This window comes from Arthrobacter sp. PAMC 25486 (genome assembly GCF_000785535.1).
Classification (GTDB): Bacteria; Actinomycetota; Actinomycetes; order Actinomycetales; family Micrococcaceae; genus Specibacter.
The window spans coordinates 4466225-4484923 of sequence record NZ_CP007595.1 but is presented as its reverse complement, the minus strand read 5'-3'; the positions used below and the strand labels follow the sequence as shown (position 1 = coordinate 4484923).

General features: G+C 64.1%; 17 protein-coding genes. 5 read left to right on the top strand and 12 right to left on the bottom strand.

Features of this window, described 5'->3' with window-relative positions:
* Positions 1-79: 79 nt before the first annotated feature.
* Both nusA and rimP read right to left on the bottom strand, forming a co-directional pair.
* The gene (gene nusA / locus art_RS20115; RefSeq protein ID WP_038467820.1) at positions 80-1051 is read right to left on the bottom strand and encodes a transcription termination factor NusA; all 972 of its coding nucleotides are present in this window, start codon (positions 1049-1051) and stop codon (positions 80-82) included.
* Positions 1052-1053: 2 nt separating this feature from the next.
* Complete coding sequence (gene rimP, locus art_RS20110; RefSeq protein WP_225437399.1) at positions 1054-1626, bottom strand: ribosome maturation factor RimP; 573 nt, start codon at positions 1624-1626, stop codon at positions 1054-1056.
* 215 nt (positions 1627-1841) lie between these two features.
* Here rimP and art_RS20105 point away from each other — a divergent pair, with 215 nt between their 5' ends.
* The 3 genes from art_RS20105 (at position 1842) to art_RS20095 (ending at position 5837) form a co-directional block, all read left to right on the top strand.
* Complete coding sequence (locus art_RS20105; RefSeq protein WP_038467817.1) at positions 1842-3914, top strand: DUF4439 domain-containing protein; 2073 nt, start codon at positions 1842-1844, stop codon at positions 3912-3914.
* Between the two features lie 101 nt (positions 3915-4015).
* A complete protein-coding gene (locus art_RS20100; RefSeq protein WP_052136830.1) occupies positions 4016-4747 on the top strand; it encodes a VIT family protein in 732 nt (243 codons plus the stop codon).
* Positions 4748-4757: 10 nt separating this feature from the next.
* Complete coding sequence (locus art_RS20095) at positions 4758-5837, top strand: aminoglycoside phosphotransferase family protein (RefSeq protein WP_225437398.1); 1080 nt, start codon at positions 4758-4760, stop codon at positions 5835-5837.
* 27 nt (positions 5838-5864) lie between these two features.
* Here the strand turns inward: art_RS20095 and art_RS20090 are convergent, their stop codons facing one another.
* Both art_RS20090 and art_RS20085 read right to left on the bottom strand, forming a co-directional pair.
* On the bottom strand, positions 5865-6668 hold the full coding sequence (locus art_RS20090; RefSeq protein ID WP_038467814.1) for a TSUP family transporter: 804 nt from the start codon (positions 6666-6668) through the stop codon (positions 5865-5867).
* Between the two features lie 179 nt (positions 6669-6847).
* On the bottom strand, positions 6848-8641 hold the full coding sequence (locus tag art_RS20085; protein WP_038471188.1) for a proline--tRNA ligase: 1794 nt from the start codon (positions 8639-8641) through the stop codon (positions 6848-6850).
* 303 nt (positions 8642-8944) lie between these two features.
* Between art_RS20085 and art_RS20080 the strand changes: the two genes are divergently transcribed.
* Both art_RS20080 and art_RS20075 read left to right on the top strand, forming a co-directional pair.
* Complete coding sequence (locus art_RS20080; protein WP_225437405.1) at positions 8945-9655, top strand: ABC transporter ATP-binding protein; 711 nt, start codon at positions 8945-8947, stop codon at positions 9653-9655.
* The gene (locus art_RS20075) at positions 9652-10407 is read left to right on the top strand and encodes an ABC transporter permease (RefSeq protein WP_167133798.1); all 756 of its coding nucleotides are present in this window, start codon (positions 9652-9654) and stop codon (positions 10405-10407) included. The genes art_RS20080 and art_RS20075 overlap by 4 nt, the downstream gene beginning before the upstream one ends.
* Before the next feature lie 9 nt (positions 10408-10416).
* Here the strand turns inward: art_RS20075 and art_RS20070 are convergent, their stop codons facing one another.
* The 8 genes from art_RS20070 to art_RS20035 all read right to left on the bottom strand — a co-directional run bounded on the left by art_RS20070 (position 10417) and on the right by art_RS20035 (position 18691).
* Positions 10417-10995 carry a PadR family transcriptional regulator gene (locus tag art_RS20070; protein ID WP_038467808.1) on the bottom strand — a complete coding sequence of 193 codons (579 nt, stop codon included), beginning with the start codon at positions 10993-10995 and terminating at the stop codon, positions 10417-10419.
* Positions 10996-13023, bottom strand: a complete 2028-nt coding sequence (locus art_RS20065) for an FAD-dependent oxidoreductase (RefSeq protein ID WP_038467805.1) — start codon at positions 13021-13023, stop codon at positions 10996-10998.
* A 456-nt stretch (positions 13024-13479) separates the two neighbouring features.
* Complete coding sequence (locus tag art_RS20060) at positions 13480-14373, bottom strand: DUF4081 domain-containing GNAT family N-acetyltransferase (RefSeq protein WP_038467802.1); 894 nt, start codon at positions 14371-14373, stop codon at positions 13480-13482.
* Positions 14330-15496 carry a flavodoxin-dependent (E)-4-hydroxy-3-methylbut-2-enyl-diphosphate synthase gene (gene ispG / locus art_RS20055; RefSeq protein ID WP_038467799.1) on the bottom strand — a complete coding sequence of 389 codons (1167 nt, stop codon included), beginning with the start codon at positions 15494-15496 and terminating at the stop codon, positions 14330-14332. The genes art_RS20060 and ispG overlap by 44 nt, the downstream gene beginning before the upstream one ends.
* Before the next feature lie 130 nt (positions 15497-15626).
* Complete coding sequence (locus art_RS20050) at positions 15627-15920, bottom strand: YciI family protein (RefSeq protein WP_038467796.1); 294 nt, start codon at positions 15918-15920, stop codon at positions 15627-15629.
* A gap of 9 nt (positions 15921-15929) precedes the next feature.
* On the bottom strand, positions 15930-16532 hold the full coding sequence (locus art_RS20045; protein WP_038467793.1) for a hypothetical protein: 603 nt from the start codon (positions 16530-16532) through the stop codon (positions 15930-15932).
* 136 nt (positions 16533-16668) lie between these two features.
* A complete protein-coding gene (locus art_RS20040) occupies positions 16669-17289 on the bottom strand; it encodes a MarR family transcriptional regulator (RefSeq protein WP_038467790.1) in 621 nt (206 codons plus the stop codon).
* A gap of 70 nt (positions 17290-17359) precedes the next feature.
* Positions 17360-18691: an RIP metalloprotease gene (locus art_RS20035; RefSeq protein ID WP_038467787.1), complete on the bottom strand. Its 1332-nt coding sequence runs from the start codon at positions 18689-18691 to the stop codon at positions 17360-17362.
* Between the last annotated feature and the right edge of the window lie 8 nt (positions 18692-18699).

Here is an 18699-nt window from a genome sequence, read left to right as displayed (position 1 = left end):
GCTGTGCTTTCAGGTTTTGGGTGTCAGGGCGGTTTTAGGCCCGGTTCTTCTTATTCTACCGCGCCGCCGCGTCGCAGACCTAAACCGCTGCGGCGTCGGAGACGATGTCGATGCGCCAGCCCGTGAGCTTGGCGGCAAGGCGGGCGTTCTGACCCTCTTTGCCAATGGCCAAAGACAGCTGATAATCAGGGACAACGACCCGTGCAGAGCGTGCCGCCTCATCGATGATGGTGACTGAAATCACCTTCGACGGTGAGAGGGAATTGGCGATAAAGATGGCTGGATCCTCGTTGAAATCAACAATGTCGATCTTTTCATCGTTCAGCTCCGTCATGACTGCACGCACGCGTGAGCCCATTTCGCCGATACAGGAGCCCTTGGCATTGACGCCGGCTTTGTTGGCCTGGACTGCCATCTTGCTGCGGTGGCCTGCTTCGCGGGCCAATGCCACGATTTCCACCGTGTTGTCCGCAATCTCGGGAACTTCCATTTCAAAGAGCTTGCGGACCAGTCCGGGGTGCGAACGGGACAGCGTGATGGAGGGGCCCTTCAAACCGCGGTGGACCTCAACAACGAAGGTGCGGATGCGGTTGCCGTGGCGGTAGTCCTCACCGGGCACCTGCTCGTTGGGCGGCAGCACACCTTCAACAGCACCCAGGTCGATCTGGATCATGTTGGGGTTGTTGCCCTGCTGGATCTGGCCGGAGACCAGCTCGCCTTCCTTGCCGCGGAACTCGCCGACAACGGCGTCGTCTTCAGCGTCGCGCAGGCGTTGGAGAATGATCTGGCGGGCTGTGCTGGCAGCGATGCGGCCAAACCCCTTGGGAGTGTCCTCAAATTCGCCGATGCGGGCGCCGTCGTCGTCAATCTCGGCCGCCCAGATGGTCACGTGGCCACTCTTGCGGTCAAGCTCTGCACGGGCTTCCTCGTGGGCACCCGGAGACTTGTAGTACGCCATCAGCAGGGCCTGCTCGATGGTGGGGATGAGCAGATCCAGGGGAATTTCCCTCTGACGCTCCAATTCACGCAGTGCGCTCATATCAATGTCCATGGTCAGCTTCCCTCTCCAGCAACCGCGTCGCCGTCGGTTGGTTCAAATTCCAAATCAAGCTCAGCCTCGTCGAGGCGGGCGAATTCCAGTTCCACAACACCACGGCGGATCGCCGTGAACAAGAGCTTTTCGGGCTCACCCTGCTTGGGCCTCATACCCTTCTTCACGGCAATCTCGGGCTTGAACACCACGCCGTCCTCCTCCACAGCCAGGATGCGGCCCATGAAGTTTTCCCGATCGGAGGCGTTGACCTTGGCCATGCGTCCCAATGCCCGGCGCCAGTGGCGTGGTTCAGTGAGCGGCCGGGTGGCCCCAGGGGAGGAAATTTCCAGGTCGTAGACGCTGCCGTCATCGTTGGGGTCGGTGTCCATGACCTCGGAGAGCTGCCGGGAGATGGCGGAGATGGCGTCAAGGCCCACGCCGCCCATTTCATCCTCGGGAAGGTCAACAACCACTGAAACTGTGCGGTGGTTGCCGGCAAAGTGAACTTTCACTTCTTCCAGAAACAAATCCGCCGCCGCCACTGTGGGCGTCAGGAGTGCGTGAATCCGCTGCGCCTCGACTGTGGGGTCCACGGCAGAGGGCGAATTCCCTGAGCGTGCGGCCTTATTTGGCCTGTCTGGCTTCGTCATAAAAACGCACGCCTCCCTATTGATGTTGTTGTAGGTATATAGACTACCGAGTTTCCACCAGTGCCGCAGGACGATTTGAGTGTGAGTATCAACGCATCCGTCCCGCAAGGCCCCGGTGGTGTGCGCCGCCGCGGGCTCCCATGAGATGATCAACAGTTGTGACCAATCCACTGCCTGAGACCGGGCCCGATGCTTCCCTCCCCGCCACCACCGACGGCGCAGCGACGGAGCAGCCCGTCAACCCCCGGCGCAAGGCCCCCCGCCGCGCCACTGCCCCCGCAGGCGCCCCGGCTAAAACTGCTACCCCGGCCGTGTTGGTGGTGGATGCTGCGGGAATGATTGTGCCATCCACCCTTCCCGCGCACGACGCCGGAGACACACCCCTGCCTCCGACGGCACCTGCCGCTGAGGTGGAGTCGGGCAACGAAACGCCGACGGCGCCCGCCGAGGCTGAGGCTGAGAAGGCGGCCGATGCTGAGGTGCAGACCCATACCGAGGCTGAGACTCAGGTTGAGCCGGAAGCTGAGGTTACTGCAGAGGCTGACGTTGAACCCGATACCGGGGTGACGGCTAAGTCCGTTTCTCCTGCTGAGGCCCGGATTGAGACCGAGGCTGCGGTTGCGGTTGAGCCGGCGGCTGACGCTGCAGCCACTGCCGAAACTGACGTTGAGAATGCTGCCAGGGTCGCCGGTGGCGTCGAGACACAGACTGACGAAGCTGCCGAGGCTGAGGTGGACGCTGAGTCTGGGGCCCAGGCAAGGGCCGAGGTGGAGGTTCAGGAACCCACTGCCGCCCAGGGGCTCGAGGTTGACGACCCCGCGGGTGCCGCACCGGAGGTTGCTGCCGAGGCGGACTCGGCCGCAGTGGATGAGCCGGAAACAGCGGACGCCCCGGCAGTTGAGCCTGAGGCCGGTCCCGACGTTGATCCTGACGTTGCTGCCGGCATCGTTGCACCGGCCGAGCTTGCGGAAACTACGCCGGCGGCCGCTGAGGTGGGCGAGGACGGGAAGCCGGGAGAAGAGCCACTCCCCCAGTCCCGACGCGAAAGGCGACTGGCGGAACAACAGCTGGGCTCCGCCGTCGTGCCACCAAAAACCGAGACCTCGGCAGCTGCCACAAAGCCAACCGAAAAAACTGTGGACGCGGCATCCGCAGCACCTGCCAAACCTGCCAGGAAGCGTGGCCGACTGACAGGCGCCTTGCGCGGACTGTTGTTCCTGCTGGTCATCTCGGCCGTGATCCTGGGTTTGGGCACGGTCCTCTCCAGCACGGCCGACAACCATGCCGGACCGTCGCACACCGAGGTGGACCGGCAGGCCGCCTGGGAAGCCACGAACTCCTTGCTTGAGCAGGCCGCCGAGCTTGGCACAGCCGGAAACAAGCAGGAAGTCCAGGAACTGCTGGCCCAAACGGCAACAGATTTGGCCGCCCAGGGCGCTGCGTTGAGCGACGGTCTGCCACCGGGAACGGCAACTGCCACGGCCGCGGCAACCGCTCTTGCCCCAGCCACCGTGGAGGCTTTGGTGCTTGGATTGCGCACCAACGGCGAGGCCCTGCTGCAGGACGCCGTGGGTGCCGACCATGCCATGGGGCGGGTCTTTGCCGCCGTGGGAACCAGCCAATTGCTGCGCAGCCAGGCGGTGGCGGCCGCCGCAGACCTGACCCCGGTCGACTCCCCGGCTCTGCCGGCATCCGTGAATTTTCCGGTACCTGATGCCCCGGAGTGCAGCTCCACATTGGATCCGCGTCCCGGGGCAAGTGTTGATGCTGCCCTGCTCGCCGCGGCAGAAGGTGAGCAAAAGGCGATTTACGCCTACCAAGTGGCCACGCCGCACCTCAGTGAAGCCCAGCTCAAGCGGGGCACGGCATTGTTGGCCCGGCATGAGGCGAAACTGACGTCGCTGAATGCCGAGCTTGAGGTGCGCTGCCTGCCAGGCACCTCGCTGGTGCCTGGTTTTACCCTCGCTGCAGACTTCACAACGCATCCTGCAGCGGCACTGGCTTCCTTGGAGGGCGAACTCGCTGCAGTCTTTGCCGACCTGGCAGCGGTGAGCACGGCCCCCTCCACTGCAACGGCAACAACGGGTACGCCAGCCACCGCCGGCGTTCCTTCCGCCAACACCACACAGCTGCGCGAGATGGCCGTGGCCTGGCTGGTGGATTCCGCTGATGCCCAGGCTGGGTGGGGCGGCAGCGTTGGAGCCCTGGCGGGCATGGGTTCCGGCACCTAGAACACTTGCCAAAAAGTCGCTCTGATTGAGGATAGCCATGCCTTCGCGAGGGCATCCTTTCCTTGCTGGCGGCATTGTGGACGCAGTGATTTGCTTGAATCATGAAGCAATCACAACAGCTGTCCCCGCCGCGGGCGCTGTCAAAAACAGGGGAAATTGCCCAGCGGCTGAACTGGCTGCGGGCAGGAGTTTTGGGCGCCAATGACGGAATCGTCTCCGTTGCCGCCGTCGTGGTCGGTGTTGCCGGGGCGACCGGTGGAACCGGCCCCATCATCACCGCCGGACTGGCCGCCCTCGTGGGTGGCGCGATCTCCATGGCCCTGGGTGAGTACGTCTCGGTCAGCAGCCAGCGCGACAGCCAAAAGGCCATGATCGCAGCCACACAAGATGAACTTAATCGTGCGCCTGCGGAAAGTCTGGCCAGGCTGGCCCACAGCTACCAGGAGAAGGGCCTCTCTTCGGCCACCGCTGCCCAGGTTGCCGCAGAATTGAGCGTCCATGACGTCTTGGGCGCGCACCTGCAGGCCGAGCTCAACCTTGATGAAGACGAGGTGGTCAGCCCCTGGCATGCCGCCTTCGCTTCGGCGATCGCCTTCACCATCGGCGCCGTCCTGCCAATGCTGGCCATCCTGCTGCCGCCAGAAGGTTTGCGCGTGCCGGTCACCTTCGTTGCGGTGCTGCTGGCACTGGGAATCACAGGCTGGATCGGAGCCATGATCGGCGGGGGTTCACGCGTCAAGGCCGCCGCCCGTGTGGTGCTGGGCGGGGCGTTGGCCCTGGGCGCCACCTTTGCGATCGGCAGCCTGCTCGGCTCCAGCGGTTGGCTTGGCTAAGCTCATTACTGTGTCCATCAGATTTGAGATCCCCGAAGCGCTGCGCCGCCGCCACCGCCAAACCGCCCGAGGGCGCCTGTGGCTGGGCGACGTCCGCGGTTTCATTGAACAGGCGCTGGAACAATGGCAACTGGAGTTGGCCCTGCCACCCCATGGTCTGCCTTGGCACGGGCACACCGGTGTGGTGGTTCCGGTGGTCACCGCCCAAGGCGTGCAGGCGGCCTTGAAAGTGGTTTTCCCCCACGAGGAAGCCCTGCTGGAACCCCTGGCCCTGACACTGTGGAACGGCTCAGGGTCGGTGCGCCTGCTTGCTAACGATGATTCGCTGGGTGCCATGCTGCTGGAACGCCTCGATGAGCAACGCTCCCTCATGGAATTGCCCATGGAGGAGGCCATCCCGCTCTGGGGCGGAGTCGTCCAGGAATTGAGCATCCACCCCGATGACCGCCCCGAATGGCGGCTGCTGCCACACATCGCTGCCACCGCCGAGAGGTATAGCGACGAACTGCCCCAGGCCTGGACCGACCTTGGGGAGCCCTTCCCGCGCTGGCTGCTGGAAGCGGCTCTGGAGGTCTGCCACACGCGCGGCGCCGTGGGCCGGCGCAGCAGCAACGATGTCCTGGTCCACACCGATCTGCACTACCAAAACATTCTGGCCAGACCGGGATCGGGACAACCGGGATCGGGACAACCGGGATCAGGACAACCGGGATCAGGACAACCGGGATCAGGACAACCGGGATCGGGACAACCGCGTTCCGGACAGTATCTGGCCATCGACCCCCAAGTTCAGGTGGGTGATGGCGAATTCGCTGTGGCACCTTGTCTGTGGAACCGGCTCGAGGATTTGCCGGCGCTCAACGCAGCAGCCGGGCTCCGCCGTCGTGCTGCAGCGTTGGCACAGGCTGCCGGTCTTGATGAGGAACTGTGCGCCCAGTGGGCTGTGCTGCGCGAGGTGGAAAATGCGCTGAGCTACTTTGCGGATTCGTTGCCCGACGACGCGAAACGTTCGCTGTGGGTTGCCAGCACCATGGCGGGACGGACGCTCCCGGGACTGCCGGACGCGCACGCACTCCACCGGCTGTATTAGCCCACAGGCCGTGTTAGCTGCCCGCCGCTATGAGGCCCCTACGATGTTTTCCAGCCACACGTCGATGCCGAGTTTGATGATCAGCACGCCCACAACCACCAGGAAAACCGCCCGGATGAACTTGCTGCCCTGCTTCACGGCCGTGCGCGCCCCGAGATAGCCGCCGGCCATGTTGGCCCCGCCCAGGATCAGGCCCACACCCCACAGCAGTGAACCGTGGGGGAGGAAGAACATCAAGGCGCCGGCGTTGGTGGCCAGGTTGACGATTTTTGCCTTGGCACTGGCCTCCAGAAATGCATAACCCATGAGGCTGACCATGGCGATGATCAGGAACGAGCCCGTGCCCGGACCGATCAGGCCGTCGTAAAAGCCGATGATCCCGCCGATGCAGGCCGCCACCACATAGTGCGTGCGTCCTGAATGGCGCAACGCCGTGAATTCACCGAGGCTGGGCTTGAACGCCGTGAACAACAGGACAGCCACGAGGGCGATGACGATGATGGGTTTGAACACGGAACCTGGCAGGCTCGCCGCCACCACTGCCCCGCCCACACTCCCCAGCAACGCCACACCGGCCATGGGCAGGGCGGTGCGCATGTCTGGTTTCACGCGCCGGTAATACGTGATGGAGCTCGTGGCTGTACCAAAAATGGAGCCCATTTTGTTGGTGGCCAGCGCCTGCACGGGCGTGATTCCCGGGATCATCAACATCACGGGCAGCTGAATGAGGCCGCCGCCACCCACGACGGCGTCGATCCAGCCCGCGGCGAAGCCCGCCACGATGACCAACAGGATCGTGGCCGTGGTGATGTCTTCAAGTCCGGAAACCATTGCTTGTTGCCCTTCTGCGGACGTCGAAGGACCCGGCGCACACGAGAGCCTGCAGCCCCGGAGCGGGGATGGATTTCCACGCACGGGCACCGGCTGAGGAACGAAGTCGGTAAACGTGCGAGAAATCTTACGGCCCGCGAGGGGCGGCTGGCGGAAGTGCGCGCCGGGTCCTGAGCGAATTACCGCTGGTCGAGAATGTACGCCACGGCGTCGGCCACTGCCACGTTCTCGGCAACGCCGGTGGCACGGTTCTTGATCTCCACAACGCCGTCCACGAGTCCCCGGCCCACGGCCAGGATGGTGGGGACGCCGATGAGCTCGGCGTCGCCGAACTTCACGCCGGGGGAAACCTTGGGCCTGTCGTCGTATATGACGTCCAGCCCAGCGGTTTCAAGGTCGGCGGTGAGCTGTTCGGCGGCTGCGTAGATTTCCTCGCCGCGGCCGACAGCCACGACATGGACGTCGGCGGGTGCCACCTGGGAGGGCCAGATCAGGCCCTTGTCGTCGTGGTTGGATTCGGCCAGGGCTGCAACGGCGCGGGTGACACCGACACCGTAGGAGCCCATGGTGACAACTACCAGCTTGCCGTTCTTATCCAAAACCTTCAGGTCCAAAGCTTCGGCGTACTTGCGTCCCAGCGCGAAGATGTGGCCCATTTCGATGCCGCGGGCGGCTTCCAGCGGACCGGAACCGTCGGGTGCCGGATCGCCTTCGCGAACCTGGGCGGCCTCAACAGTGCCGTCCCAGGTGAAGTCGCGGCCGGCAACCAGGCCGAACACGTGCTTGTTTTCTTCGTTGGCGCCGGTGATCCAGCTGGTCCCGGAGACAACGCGGGGGTCAACGAGGTACAGGATTTTGGTGGCTGATTCGGCACCGAGGACGGCTGCGTCGAGTGCCAGGCCGGGCCCCATGTAGCCCTTGATGAGGCCCGGGTGCTTTTTCAGGTCGGCTTCGCCGGCCGCTTCGACAGCAACTTCGCCGCCGATTTCCAGATGCCCACCAATGTTGGCTTCGATGCGCTTCAGGTCGACATCGCGGTCGCCGGGCAGGCCGACAACCACGATCTGGCGTTCGCCTGTGGGCAGGTCCACAGCCAGCACAACGTTCTTCAACGTGTCGGCGGCACTCCATTCGCCTGCTGCACGCGGTGCCAGTTCGTTGGCTGCGGCCACCAGCGTGTCGATCGTGGGGGTGTCCGGGGTGTCACGCACCACGGCTGCGGGGGCGTTGCTGAAGTCGATCTCGGCCGGCACGACCGTGGTGACCGCTTCAACGTTGGCTGCGTAGCCGCCGGGTGAACGCACAAAGGTGTCTTCACCAACGTCCATGGGGTGCAGGAACTCTTCGCTCTTGGAACCGCCCATGGCGCCGGCGGTGGCCGCCACGGGGATGACTGCCAGGCCGAGGCGCTCAAAGATACGCAAGTAAGCACCACGGTGAGCCATGTAGCTGGCGTCCAGTCCGGCGTCGTCAATGTCAAAGGAGTAGGAATCCTTCATGACAAACTCGCGGCCACGGAGCAGGCCGGCGCGGGGGCGGGCCTCGTCGCGGTACTTGTTCTGGATCTGGTACAGGCTCAGCGGCAGGTCCTTGTAGGAGGAGTACAGGTCCTTGACCAGCAGCGTGAACATTTCCTCATGCGTGGGGGCCAGCAGAAGGTCGACGCCCTTGCGGTCCTGGAGGCGGAAGAGGTTGTCTCCGTATTCCTGCCAGCGGTTCGTGGTCTCGTACGGTTCGCGGGGCAGCAGGGCGGGGAAATGGACTTCCTGGGCGCCAATGGCATCCATCTCTTCACGCACAATGGCTTCAACCTTGCGCAGTACGCGCAGGCCCAGCGGAAGCCAGGTGTAAATGCCCGGTGCCGCGCGGCGGATGTAGCCGGCTCGCAGCAGCAGCTTGTGGCTGTCCACTTCGGCGTCGACGGGATCTTCACGCAGGGTGCGGAGAAAGAGGGTGGAAAGGCGAAGGGCCACGGGCGAATTTTCCTTTTTCTTGACGTTGGTAGCTGCCGCCATGGCATGGACGGCCAAGTACCAATCTACCGGTTCGAGGCTGACTCTGGCACACCCGTCCCGGCGGCGCCAACAACGCATGCGCCATGGACCGTCGGCGCTGGACAGTCTCCTGCCCCGGGTCTAGTTTGAAGTCAGAGCATCCGCACCGGCAGTCCAGGAGGCACCGTGTCCCACCGAGCAGCCGCACCACCCTTTGCCCCGGTCCCGGCGGACCCCTCCGGCACCCACGGACCCATCAGTGTCAGCGTCGAGGGTTTACGGGTGCGCCGCGGGAAAAATACTGTGCTGGCTAACATTTCCGCCAATATCCCCGCGGGGCGCATCACCGGCTTGTTGGGCCCGTCCGGCAGCGGCAAGACCACCTTGCTGCGGGCCTTGGTCGGGGTGCAAAAGATCACCGCCGGCACCGTCACGGTCCTGGGCCGCCCCGCCGGGGATCCTCGCAACAGGCACGACGTCGGCTACGTCACCCAGGCACCCAGCGTCTACCGGGACCTGAGCGTACTGGACAACGTCCGCTACTTTGGTGCCGTGCATGGCGCAAACCGGGCGGACGCGCAGGCGGTGCTGGCCGCCGTCGGGCTTTCCGAACTGGCCAAACGCAAGGCCGCTGATCTGTCAGGCGGGCAGTTCAGCCGGGTGTCGCTGGCCTGCGCACTCGTGGGCAAGCCACGCCTGCTGGTGCTGGATGAGCCCACGGTGGGCCTTGATCCGGTGCTGCGCGCGGATTTGTGGCAGCAGTTTGCGGCCATGGCGGAGGAAGGGACCACCTTGCTTATTTCCAGCCATGTCATGGAGGAGGCCGGACACTGCGATTCACTGTTGTTGCTGCGCGAGGGACTGCTTTTGGAGCAGCTGACACCGGCACAATTGCGTATACAGGGCGAGACGGACGATTTGGAGCTGGCCTTCCTGCGGCTGATCCAGGCCTCCCAAGCCGCGGCCGCCAACACCGGGAAGGCGGCCTCATGAATCCCGCGATGCTCTGGGCTACCTGCACCCGGGTGCTGCAACAGCTCAAGGGCGACCCCCGCAGCATCGGTTTGATCCTGGTGGTCCCGGCGGTCTTGTTGGCCCTGGTGTATTGGCTGTATCAAAACGAAGCCCTCGCCCCGGGACAGCCACGCACCTTCGACCGTGTGGGCCTGATGATGCTGGGCATTTTTCCGTTTGTGGTGATGTTCCTCGTCACCTCGATCACGATGCTGCGTGAGCGAACCTCAGGCACCTTGGAACGGTTGCTGACAACACCCCTCCACAGGGCAGACCTGCTGTTTGGCTATGCCCTGGCTTTCTCCATCATGGCGGCCCTGCAGGCGCTTGTGGCAACGGCCACGGCGTACTGGATTTTTGGTTTGAAGATCGCCGGCAACGCCGGATGGGTGGTGTTGATTTCGGTGCTCACGGCGGTGCTTGGTGTGGCCCTGGGCCTGCTGTGCTCGGCCTTTGCCACCACAGAATTCCAGGCTGTGCAGTTCATGCCCGTTGTGGTGATTCCGCAGATCCTGCTCTGCGGGCTGTTTGTGGCCAGGGACCAGATGAACGGGGTGTTGGAGGCCATTTCAAATGTGCTGCCGCTGAGTTACGCCGTGGACGGCTTGCAGGAAGTGGCTGCTCATTCCAACCCCACCTCGGCACTGCTGGTGGACCTGGTGGTGATTGCGGCGTTTGTGGTGGCGGGCTTGCTCTTCTCCTCCCTGACCCTGCGGCGTCAAACGGCCTGACCGCCAGCGTCACAGCTCCTGACTGTCGGCGCCCTGGCCGTCCGTGCCCTGACTGTCGGTGCCGGCCAGGTCCGCCAGCGCCTGGTCACACCATTCCAGCCAGGACCGCTCATACGCGATGCCTGCCCGCAGCACCGCCAGCTGCAATTCACCGGCATTAGTCCGTGGCGTATCTTGGGGAAAGTCCTGCCCTGCGATGTCGAGATAGCGTTGCAGCGTTGCTGAGTGCAGGCCGTGGTGTCGGCGCATTTGCGCCATGACGTCCACGGTCCCCAACACGGCGGCGGCACGCAGCCGCACCAGCAGTTCGTCCCTGATGGGCCGTGGTTCCGATTGTTGGGCGCACCAAAGCAGCAGCTCGTTCCGGCCCTCCCCACGCACCTGGAACTGGCGTTGCTGGCCGCGGGCCGTGGGCAATTCTTGCGCTTCGATAAGCCCGGCGCCCTCCATTTTGCCTAGTTCCCGGTAGATCTGCTGGTGGGTTGCCTGCCAAAAATGCCCCAGTGACTTATCGAACCGCCTGGCCAATTCGGCCCCCGTGCACGGCTTTTCCAGCAGCGAGGTCAGGAGGGCGTGTGTCAGCGACATTTAGATCCGTGCCGCCAGCCGCGTGCCCTGGTCGATGGCACGCTTGGCATCGAGCTCGGCCGCCACATCCGCTCCCCCAATGAGATGCACGACGGCGCCTCCGGCTTCCAGCCCCGCCTGCAGTTCGCGCCGGGGTTCCTGCCCGGTACACAGGATGACGGTGTCCACGGCGAGGACGGTGTCGGTGCCGTTGAGTGCACAGTGCAGTCCGGCGTCGTCAATCTTGTGGTACTCCACCCCGGGAACCATGGTGACGCCCTTGGCTTTCAGGGCTGTGCGGTGAATCCAGCCGGTGGTCTTGCCCAGACCTGCGCCGACCTTGGTCTCCTTGCGCTGGAACAGGCTCACGCGCCGGTCCGGGCGCTCGGGCGCAGGTGTGGTGATGCCGCCGGCGTTCTGGTACTCGGTGTCGATGCCCCACTCGCGGTAAAACTTTTCCGGGACCAGTGTGGCGCTGGTGCCGTGGGAGGTGATGTATTCGGCCACGTCGAAGCCGATGCCTCCGGCGCCGAGGATGGCCACCTTGGCACCCACTTCCTTCTTGTCCCGGAGTACGTCAATGTAGCTGAGCACGCTGGGATGGTCGACGCCGTCCAGCTCCGGTATCCGCGGGATGACACCCGTGGCCAGGACAATTTCGTCAAAGTTTCCTGCCAGCAGGCGCTCCTCGCTGGCGCGCGTGTTCAGTTCCAGTGTGATGCCAAGGAGCTGGATCTGGCGGTGGAAGTATCTGATGGTCTCGTTGAATTCCTCCTTGCCCGGGATCTGCTTGGCGATGTTGAACTGGCCGCCGATCTCCTTGGCAGCCTCGATCAGGGTGACATGGTGGCCGCGCTGGGCGGCAGTCACGGCGAACGCCAGCCCGGCCGGGCCGGCACCCACCACGGCGAGCTTTTTCGCCTTGCTTGCCGTTTCAAGGATGATTTCGGTTTCGTGGCAGGCTCGTGGGTTGACGAGGCAGGAGGAGGTTTTTCCCACAAAGGTGTGATCGAGGCAGGCCTGGTTGCAGCCGATGCAGCTGTTGATTTCATCGCTGCGCCCGTCCCTGGCCTTGCGCATGAAGAAGGCGTCGGCGAGGAACGGCCGGGCCATGGAGACCATGGTCGCGGTGCCGTCGGCGAGCAGCGCCTCGGCCACCTCGGGGGTGTTGATGCGGTTGGTGGCCACCAGCGGGATGCTTACGGAGCCCATCAGCTTCTTCGTGACCCAAGCGTAGCCGGCCCGCGGCACGGAGGTGACGATGGTGGGGATGCGGGCCTCGTGCCAGCCGATGCCGGTGTTGATGATGGTGGCGCCGGCCTTTTCAACGGCCTGGGCTAGTTGGATGACCTCTTCCAGGGTGGAGCCGTCCTCCACAAGGTCCAGCATGGAAAGCCTGTAGATGATGATGAAGTTCGCGCCGACGCGTTCCCGGGTGCGGCGGACGATCTCCACGGGAAAACGCATCCGGTGCTCATAGGATCCGCCCCATTCATCGCTACGGTGGTTGGTGCGCCGGGCAATGAACTCGTTGATCAGGTAGCCCTCGGAGCCCATGATTTCCACGCCGTCGTAGCCTGCCGTTTGGGCTAGCTGTGCCGCGGTGGCGAAGTCCTCAATGGTTTGTTCCACCTCCTCAGCGCTCATCGGGTGTGGGGTGAGCGGACTGATCGGGGCCTGGACGGCGCTGGGTGCAACGAGGTTCCTGTGGGAGGCGTAGCGGCCAAAGTGCAGGAGTTGCAACGCGATCTTGCCGCCTTCGGCATGGACAGCTGCCGTCACGACCCTGTGCTGCTGCGCCTCTTCATCGGTGCTGAGCTTGGCGCCGCCCTTCATGGGCCGGCCCGCCTCATTGGGCGAGATGCCGCCGGTGACCATGAGCGCCACCCCTCCCCTGGCGCGTTCAGCATAAAACGCGGCCATGCGTTCAAAGCCGCCGGGGAGTTCTTCCAGGCCCACGTGCATGGAGCCCATCAGCACCCGGTTGGGCAACGTGGTGAACCCCAAATCCAGCGGGGCGAACAGGTGGGGAAACTGGCCAGCATTCATACATGCACTCCTTTGCGCAACAAGTTGCATAATCGTAGCGCACAAGTGGTGACGCGGGTTACATTGCAGGAGCCGGGCGGCGCGGGTCGGTGGTGGCGGGCCGGAGATCCGCACCTTCGGGTCCGGCGTCGCGCGCCATGCGCCAGAGCGGGGTCCGACGTTGCGCATGGCTTCCGGAGCGTCCTCCGCAGCGCCGGGCCGCAGGATGCCTGCGCCGCTGCAGTGGCTTCACGTGCGCATGCGCCAAGTCGCTTTTCCACATGCGCAGCACCAACGGCGAGCTTGGCGCCGCTGCGACGGCTGCGCACCACTGGCACCCGCCCTTGAGCATGCGCCAGCTCGCCTTTGCGGCTGCGCAACACTGGCACCCAAGGTTGCGCATGCGCCAGCGGGGAGGCGCGGAGCCACGGTGGCGGACGTGGCACCCGGGCCAGCGGGTCCGGCGTCGTGCATCCTTCAGAACAGGACGGTGGCGAAGGTGCCCACTTGTTCAAAGCCCACCCGTTCATAGAGGGCTCGGGCCGTGGTGTTGTAGTCGTTGACGTACAGGCTCGTGACGGGCGCGTGGCGCTGCGCCAAGGTCACGACGCCGGCCATGTAGGAGGCGCTGAGCCCCAGGCCGCGGTAGCGCGGGTTCATCCAGACGCCCTGCACCTGCGTGGCGTACTGCGTGACGGCGCCAAGGTCTGCTTTAAAGATCACTTCGCCCAGCGGTTCGGCGTGGCTGAACGAATAGCCGTTGCTGATCAGCCAGGCCACCCGGCGCCGGTAGTTTGCCTCGCCGCCCAGGAATGGTGAGTAGCCCACTTCTTCCTCAAACATCGCAGCAGCAGCCACAAGAATTTCACCAAATTGCTCGCTGTCGCTGACGGCCAGCGCCGGATGGGGCGCAACCATGGGTTCGCCGGAAATCGTCAACAATGGCTGGTTTGTTCGGATTTCTTGGGCTTTAATGCCGGTGGATTGCAACTCGGTCATGATGGCCAAGGTGGCGTCGGCTGGACCAAAGATGGAGGCGTGCGGCTGCCAGTGAGCCACCATCCAGCGGGCAAAGTAGCCGGCATGCTCGGGGGTGGCCTCGATCGGTACCACGTTGGAACCCACCCAGCAGGCGGCGGCTAGCCTCACGCCGTCGTCCATAAAATAGCCGAGCATGTACGCGCCGGGAGCCACAGGCACGGCACTGCGGTGCTGGTTGACGAGCGAGTCAACGAATACATTGGCTACGCGGTCACGCGCGATAAGGGCCCGGAGCGCGTCCGTGTCGCTGTGGACAAGGACGCGCACCGGGTCGTGCCGGGCGTCCCTAGGAGACGCTAACCACGGGGCCACCCGTGAGAGTCGGCTCATCCTCGTCGGACTCCATCTCTTCCGCAAGCCTCATGGCTTCTTCAATGAGTGTCTCAACAATCTGATCTTCAGGAACAGTCTTGATGACTTTTCCCTTCACAAAGATCTGGCCCTTGCCATTGCCGGAGGCAACACCCAGGTCTGCCTCGCGGGCTTCACCGGGACCGTTGACAACACAGCCCATGACGGCGACGCGCAACGGCACTTCCATGCCTTCAAGACCGGCGGTGACTTCCTCCGCCAACTTGTACACGTCAACCTGGGCGCGACCGCAGGACGGGCAGGAAACAATTTCCAGCTTCCGCGGGCGCAGGTTCAGCGACTGCAGGATCTGGTTGCCGACCTTGATTTCTTCCACCGGCGGGGCGGAGAGTGAAACACGGATGGTGTCGCCGATGCCCTTGGACAGCAGCGCGCCAAATGCGGTGGCGGACTTGATGGTGCCCTGGAAGGCTGGTCCGGCCTCGGTCACGCCAAGGTGCAGGGGCCAGTCGCCTTGTTCGGCCAGCATTTCATAGGCGGCAACCATGATGACAGGGTCATTGTGCTTGACGGAGATCTTGAAGTCGTGGAATCCGTGTTCTTCAAACAGGGAGGCTTCCCAGACAGCGGATTCCACCAGGGCTTCAGGGGTTGCCTTGCCGTACTTTTTCATGATGCCCGGCTCCAGGGAACCGGCGTTCACGCCGATGCGGATGGAGGTTCCGTGGTCCCTGGCAGCCTTCGCGATTTCCTTGATCTGGTCATCAAACTTGCGAATGTTTCCGGGGTTCACGCGCACAGCGGCACAGCCAGCTTCGATGGCCGCGAAAACGTACTTCGGCTGAAAGTGAATGTCCGCGATGACAGGGATCTGCGACTTGCGGGCAATGATCGGCAGCGCATCGGCATCGTCCTGCGACGGACAGGCCACGCGAACAATGTCGCAGCCCGACGCCGTGAGCTCAGCAATCTGCTGCAGCGTTCCGTTGATGTCCGTGGTGGGGGTGGTTGTCATGGATTGCACGCTGATGGGCGAATCCGAGCCCACACCCACCGGGCCGACCTTAATTTGCCGGGTTTTGCGCCTGGGCGCAAGCACGGGCGGTGGCAATGGCGGCATGCCAAGACTGACGGAGGTCAAAATATGCTCCTAGGAGTTCAATAAACTAATACTGCAGGAGGTGAACAGGTTTGTGGCACCACCATAGGATTCTCGCACTAACTACCTTTGATTGTAGGCTCGATCGGCCCCGTGCGAGGACTAGTGAGGCTTATCCCACGTACTTGCTCAGCTGCCCGATGACCGGGTCCCAGCCTGAAATCTTCAGCCCCGTAACACCGCCACCGACGGTCATGGGGTCCTGGGAGATGAGCTCCTGCACGGCAGCTTCATCGGCTGCGTTGATAATCAGCAAGGCACCGGCACCGTCGGCGTAGGGCCCTGATGCCAGGACAACCTCCGCCTCGGCCAGGGCGGCCAGCCACTCCCTGTGTTTGGGGCGGTGCTCCACCCGTGCTTCTTCGGCTTCGGGACCATAGACATATTCAACGGCGAAAATAGACATGCTTTCACCTTATAGCAGGAGCACTTTAGTCAGCACACCCACGCTGGCAGCCCACAACATCGAGGCCAGGGTGCCGATGATGAAGCGCTCACTGGCGCCAGGAGTTTCCTTCAACTCCGGATACCTGCCCAGGCCCTTGATGGCGACAACGTAGGCGATGGCCACCGGTTGGCCGGAAAAAATGGCTACCGCCACGGCTCCCCGCTCCAAAAACCCAATGAGCAACCCGCCGCGCAGCACTTCGCCGCCGGGACGTGCTGGTGCCGCCCGGGCTGGCGCGTCGCGGCCTCCATCGGCGCGACTTCCTTCGCCACCGCTGCCCACATCCGGGCCTGCGGGCGTGGTTGCGTCGGTATCCGGGCCTGCGGGCGTGCCTGCGTCGGTATCCGGGCCGGCGGGCGTGGCTGCGTCGGCAGCCAAGGGAATGCCCGAGGGCGACTCCTCCACAGTGGCCGGTTCGCCTTCGGTGGGCTCCACCACCGCCTCCCCCGACTCAGCGGCGTCCACGGCACGGATGGTTTGAGACTTGGCAAGTTTAAGGATGCCTGCCGTGACCGGCCAGCCGCCCACAACGGCAAGGACCATCGCCAGGGTAATCCACAGTGCATCCATGCGCTCTCCTTCGCTCAGTAGGTCATCCACCCAGCAGCACGCGACCCGGTTCCCCATGGTCCAGGGCCTTGTGGTTCAAGGCCCGTGCTTCAGGTTCCCTGTGGTTCAGGCCGCCCCGCCGACTGTGCTGTTCACACTAGCGCCCGGCACTGACAAGTTGGGAGAGCAGCAGCACGGCGGCCTTCCTGCCGTTGAGTTCTTCGAGGCGCCCTGACCGCACGATCGCCTTGCTGACGGCCTGTGGAGTGATCCCCAGCTGCGCCGCAATGTCCTTCTGCGCCACGCCGGGCGCCGCATCCAGTGCGTCAAGCACGCGCCATTCCGCGGCCGACCTGCCCCGCACAACATCACCGACCAGGACCAGCACCGCCTCGGCGGCTGCCGCCCAGGCACCATCGGTCCGGTCACCATCCGCGCCGCTCTGCACACGCACCGGCACCCGGTCGCCGAGCTTTTTCGCCGATTCAACAGCCTCCCTGGCGGCGACGAAGGCAGCGCCCGAGGCCTCACGCGCGCTGGCAGGAAGAGGCAGGTCGACACTGCCAACACCCAGCCCCACATACCATTCCTGCAGGCGCAGCACCCGCATTGCAGCTTCCACCACGGCGCCTGGTTCCCCCAGCAGCCCCTGGATTTCATCGCCTACGGAGCGTTCGAAGGGCAGGATGACGTCAATATCGTCTAGGGCTGCCAGCAGCGCAGGCACTTTGTCGCCGTGGGTCCGGCTGCCACGTTGGTCAATTGTCAGTACATACATAACTAAACCATAATTGGTTGATTTGAATTAATCAACCAATTAAGAGTGACTAGACCGGGGACCAAGGGGCCTAGCCGAAAAGATTGACTGGTTTAACAATGTCGGCGTAGATCAGCAGGGCACCCATCACCATGAGCACCACGGCCGCCACATAAGTCAGCGGCAGCAGCTTGGCGATGTCAAAGGGGCCCGGATCCTTGCGCTTGAACACCTTGGCGACCCTGCGCCGGGCGCCCTCATACAGCGCTCCCGCCACGTGGCCACCGTCGAGCGGCAGCAGCGGAATCAGGTTGAACACGAACAGGGCAAGGTTCACGCTGGCCAGCAGCCCGATGAGCGTTGCCGCCCGGGAGCTCAGGGGAATCGCCTCCATGGCGGCCACTTCCCCGGCCACCCGGCCCACACCGACCACGGAGATGGGGCCGTTAGGGTCGCGCGGTTCGGAGCTGAACGCGGCCTGCGCCACGCCCACAAGTTTCTGCGGGAGCTGAAGGACCACCCCGCCGATTTGAACGACACTATTGCCAACGGCGGGCAGGACGGCCGACGCCGGTTCCCTCACCAGGGCGGTGGTTGGCCCCACCCCAAGGAAGCCCGCCTGCACCGTAACTGTGGTTCCGGAGCCGTCAACTTCGGCCATGCCGTTGGCTCCGATAACAGGCCTGGCCGTCAAAACCGGGGTGATGGTGGTGGAGACGGTCTTCCCGGCACGCTCATAGACCAGCGGAACGTTCTTTCCTGCCGAGGCGCGGACCCTCTCGGTGAAGGCCGCCCACTCGGTGACGGGCACGCCGTCGAACGATGTAAGCGTGTCACCGGGCTGCAGGCCGGCGGCCGCGGCGGGCGTGGGTGTGCAGTTGCTGAGGTCGGTGGGCACTGGCTCGCCGTACGCGACTTGGCAGGCGTTGACCTCGGACAGGGTGGTGGTGGCCTGGGCGGTGCCGAAGCCCATGAGCAGGACGGCCATGAGCACCACACCAATGAGCAGGTTCATGGCGGGCCCGCCCAGCATGATGATGATCTTTTTCCACACGGGCAGTTTGTAGAACACCCGGTTGGCGTCCTCGGGGCCGACTTCCTCATGGGCTGCGCTGCGGGCCTCGGTGGCGAGGGTCTGGAACATGCCGGTACTGGAGGGGCGGACGCTGCCGTCGGTGGGGTTCGGCGGGTACATGCCCACCATGGCCACGTAGCCGCCGGCCGGAATGGCCTTGATGCCGTACTCGGTGTCGCCCTTTTTCTTGGACCACAGGGTGGGGCCGAAGCCGATCATGAACCGGGTGACGCGGACCTTGAACAGCTTGGCGGGCAGCAGGTGGCCCACCTCGTGCAAGGCGATGGAGAGGGCGATGCCGATGGCGACAAAGAGCACGCCACCAATGAAAAGCAATACAGTCACAATTTACTTCC

Bases quoted from the DNA above. Each gene is read 5' to 3' on its own strand.
- nusA (WP_038467820.1), bottom strand. From the start codon at position 1,051: ATGGACATTGATATGAGCGCACTGCGTGAATTGGAGCGTCAGAGGGAA.
- art_RS20100 (WP_052136830.1), top strand. From the start codon at position 4,016: ATGAAGCAATCACAACAGCTGTCCCCGCCGCGGGCGCTGTCAAAAACA.
- art_RS20090 (WP_038467814.1), bottom strand. From the start codon at position 6,668: ATGGTTTCCGGACTTGAAGACATCACCACGGCCACGATCCTGTTGGTC.
- art_RS20075 (WP_167133798.1), top strand. From the start codon at position 9,652: ATGAATCCCGCGATGCTCTGGGCTACCTGCACCCGGGTGCTGCAACAG.
- art_RS20070 (WP_038467808.1), bottom strand. From the start codon at position 10,995: ATGTCGCTGACACACGCCCTCCTGACCTCGCTGCTGGAAAAGCCGTGC.
- art_RS20065 (WP_038467805.1), bottom strand. From the start codon at position 13,023: ATGAATGCTGGCCAGTTTCCCCACCTGTTCGCCCCGCTGGATTTGGGG.
- art_RS20060 (WP_038467802.1), bottom strand. From the start codon at position 14,373: ATGAGCCGACTCTCACGGGTGGCCCCGTGGTTAGCGTCTCCTAGGGAC.
- art_RS20050 (WP_038467796.1), bottom strand. From the start codon at position 15,920: ATGTCTATTTTCGCCGTTGAATATGTCTATGGTCCCGAAGCCGAAGAA.
- art_RS20045 (WP_038467793.1), bottom strand. From the start codon at position 16,532: ATGGATGCACTGTGGATTACCCTGGCGATGGTCCTTGCCGTTGTGGGC.
- art_RS20040 (WP_038467790.1), bottom strand. From the start codon at position 17,289: ATGTATGTACTGACAATTGACCAACGTGGCAGCCGGACCCACGGCGAC.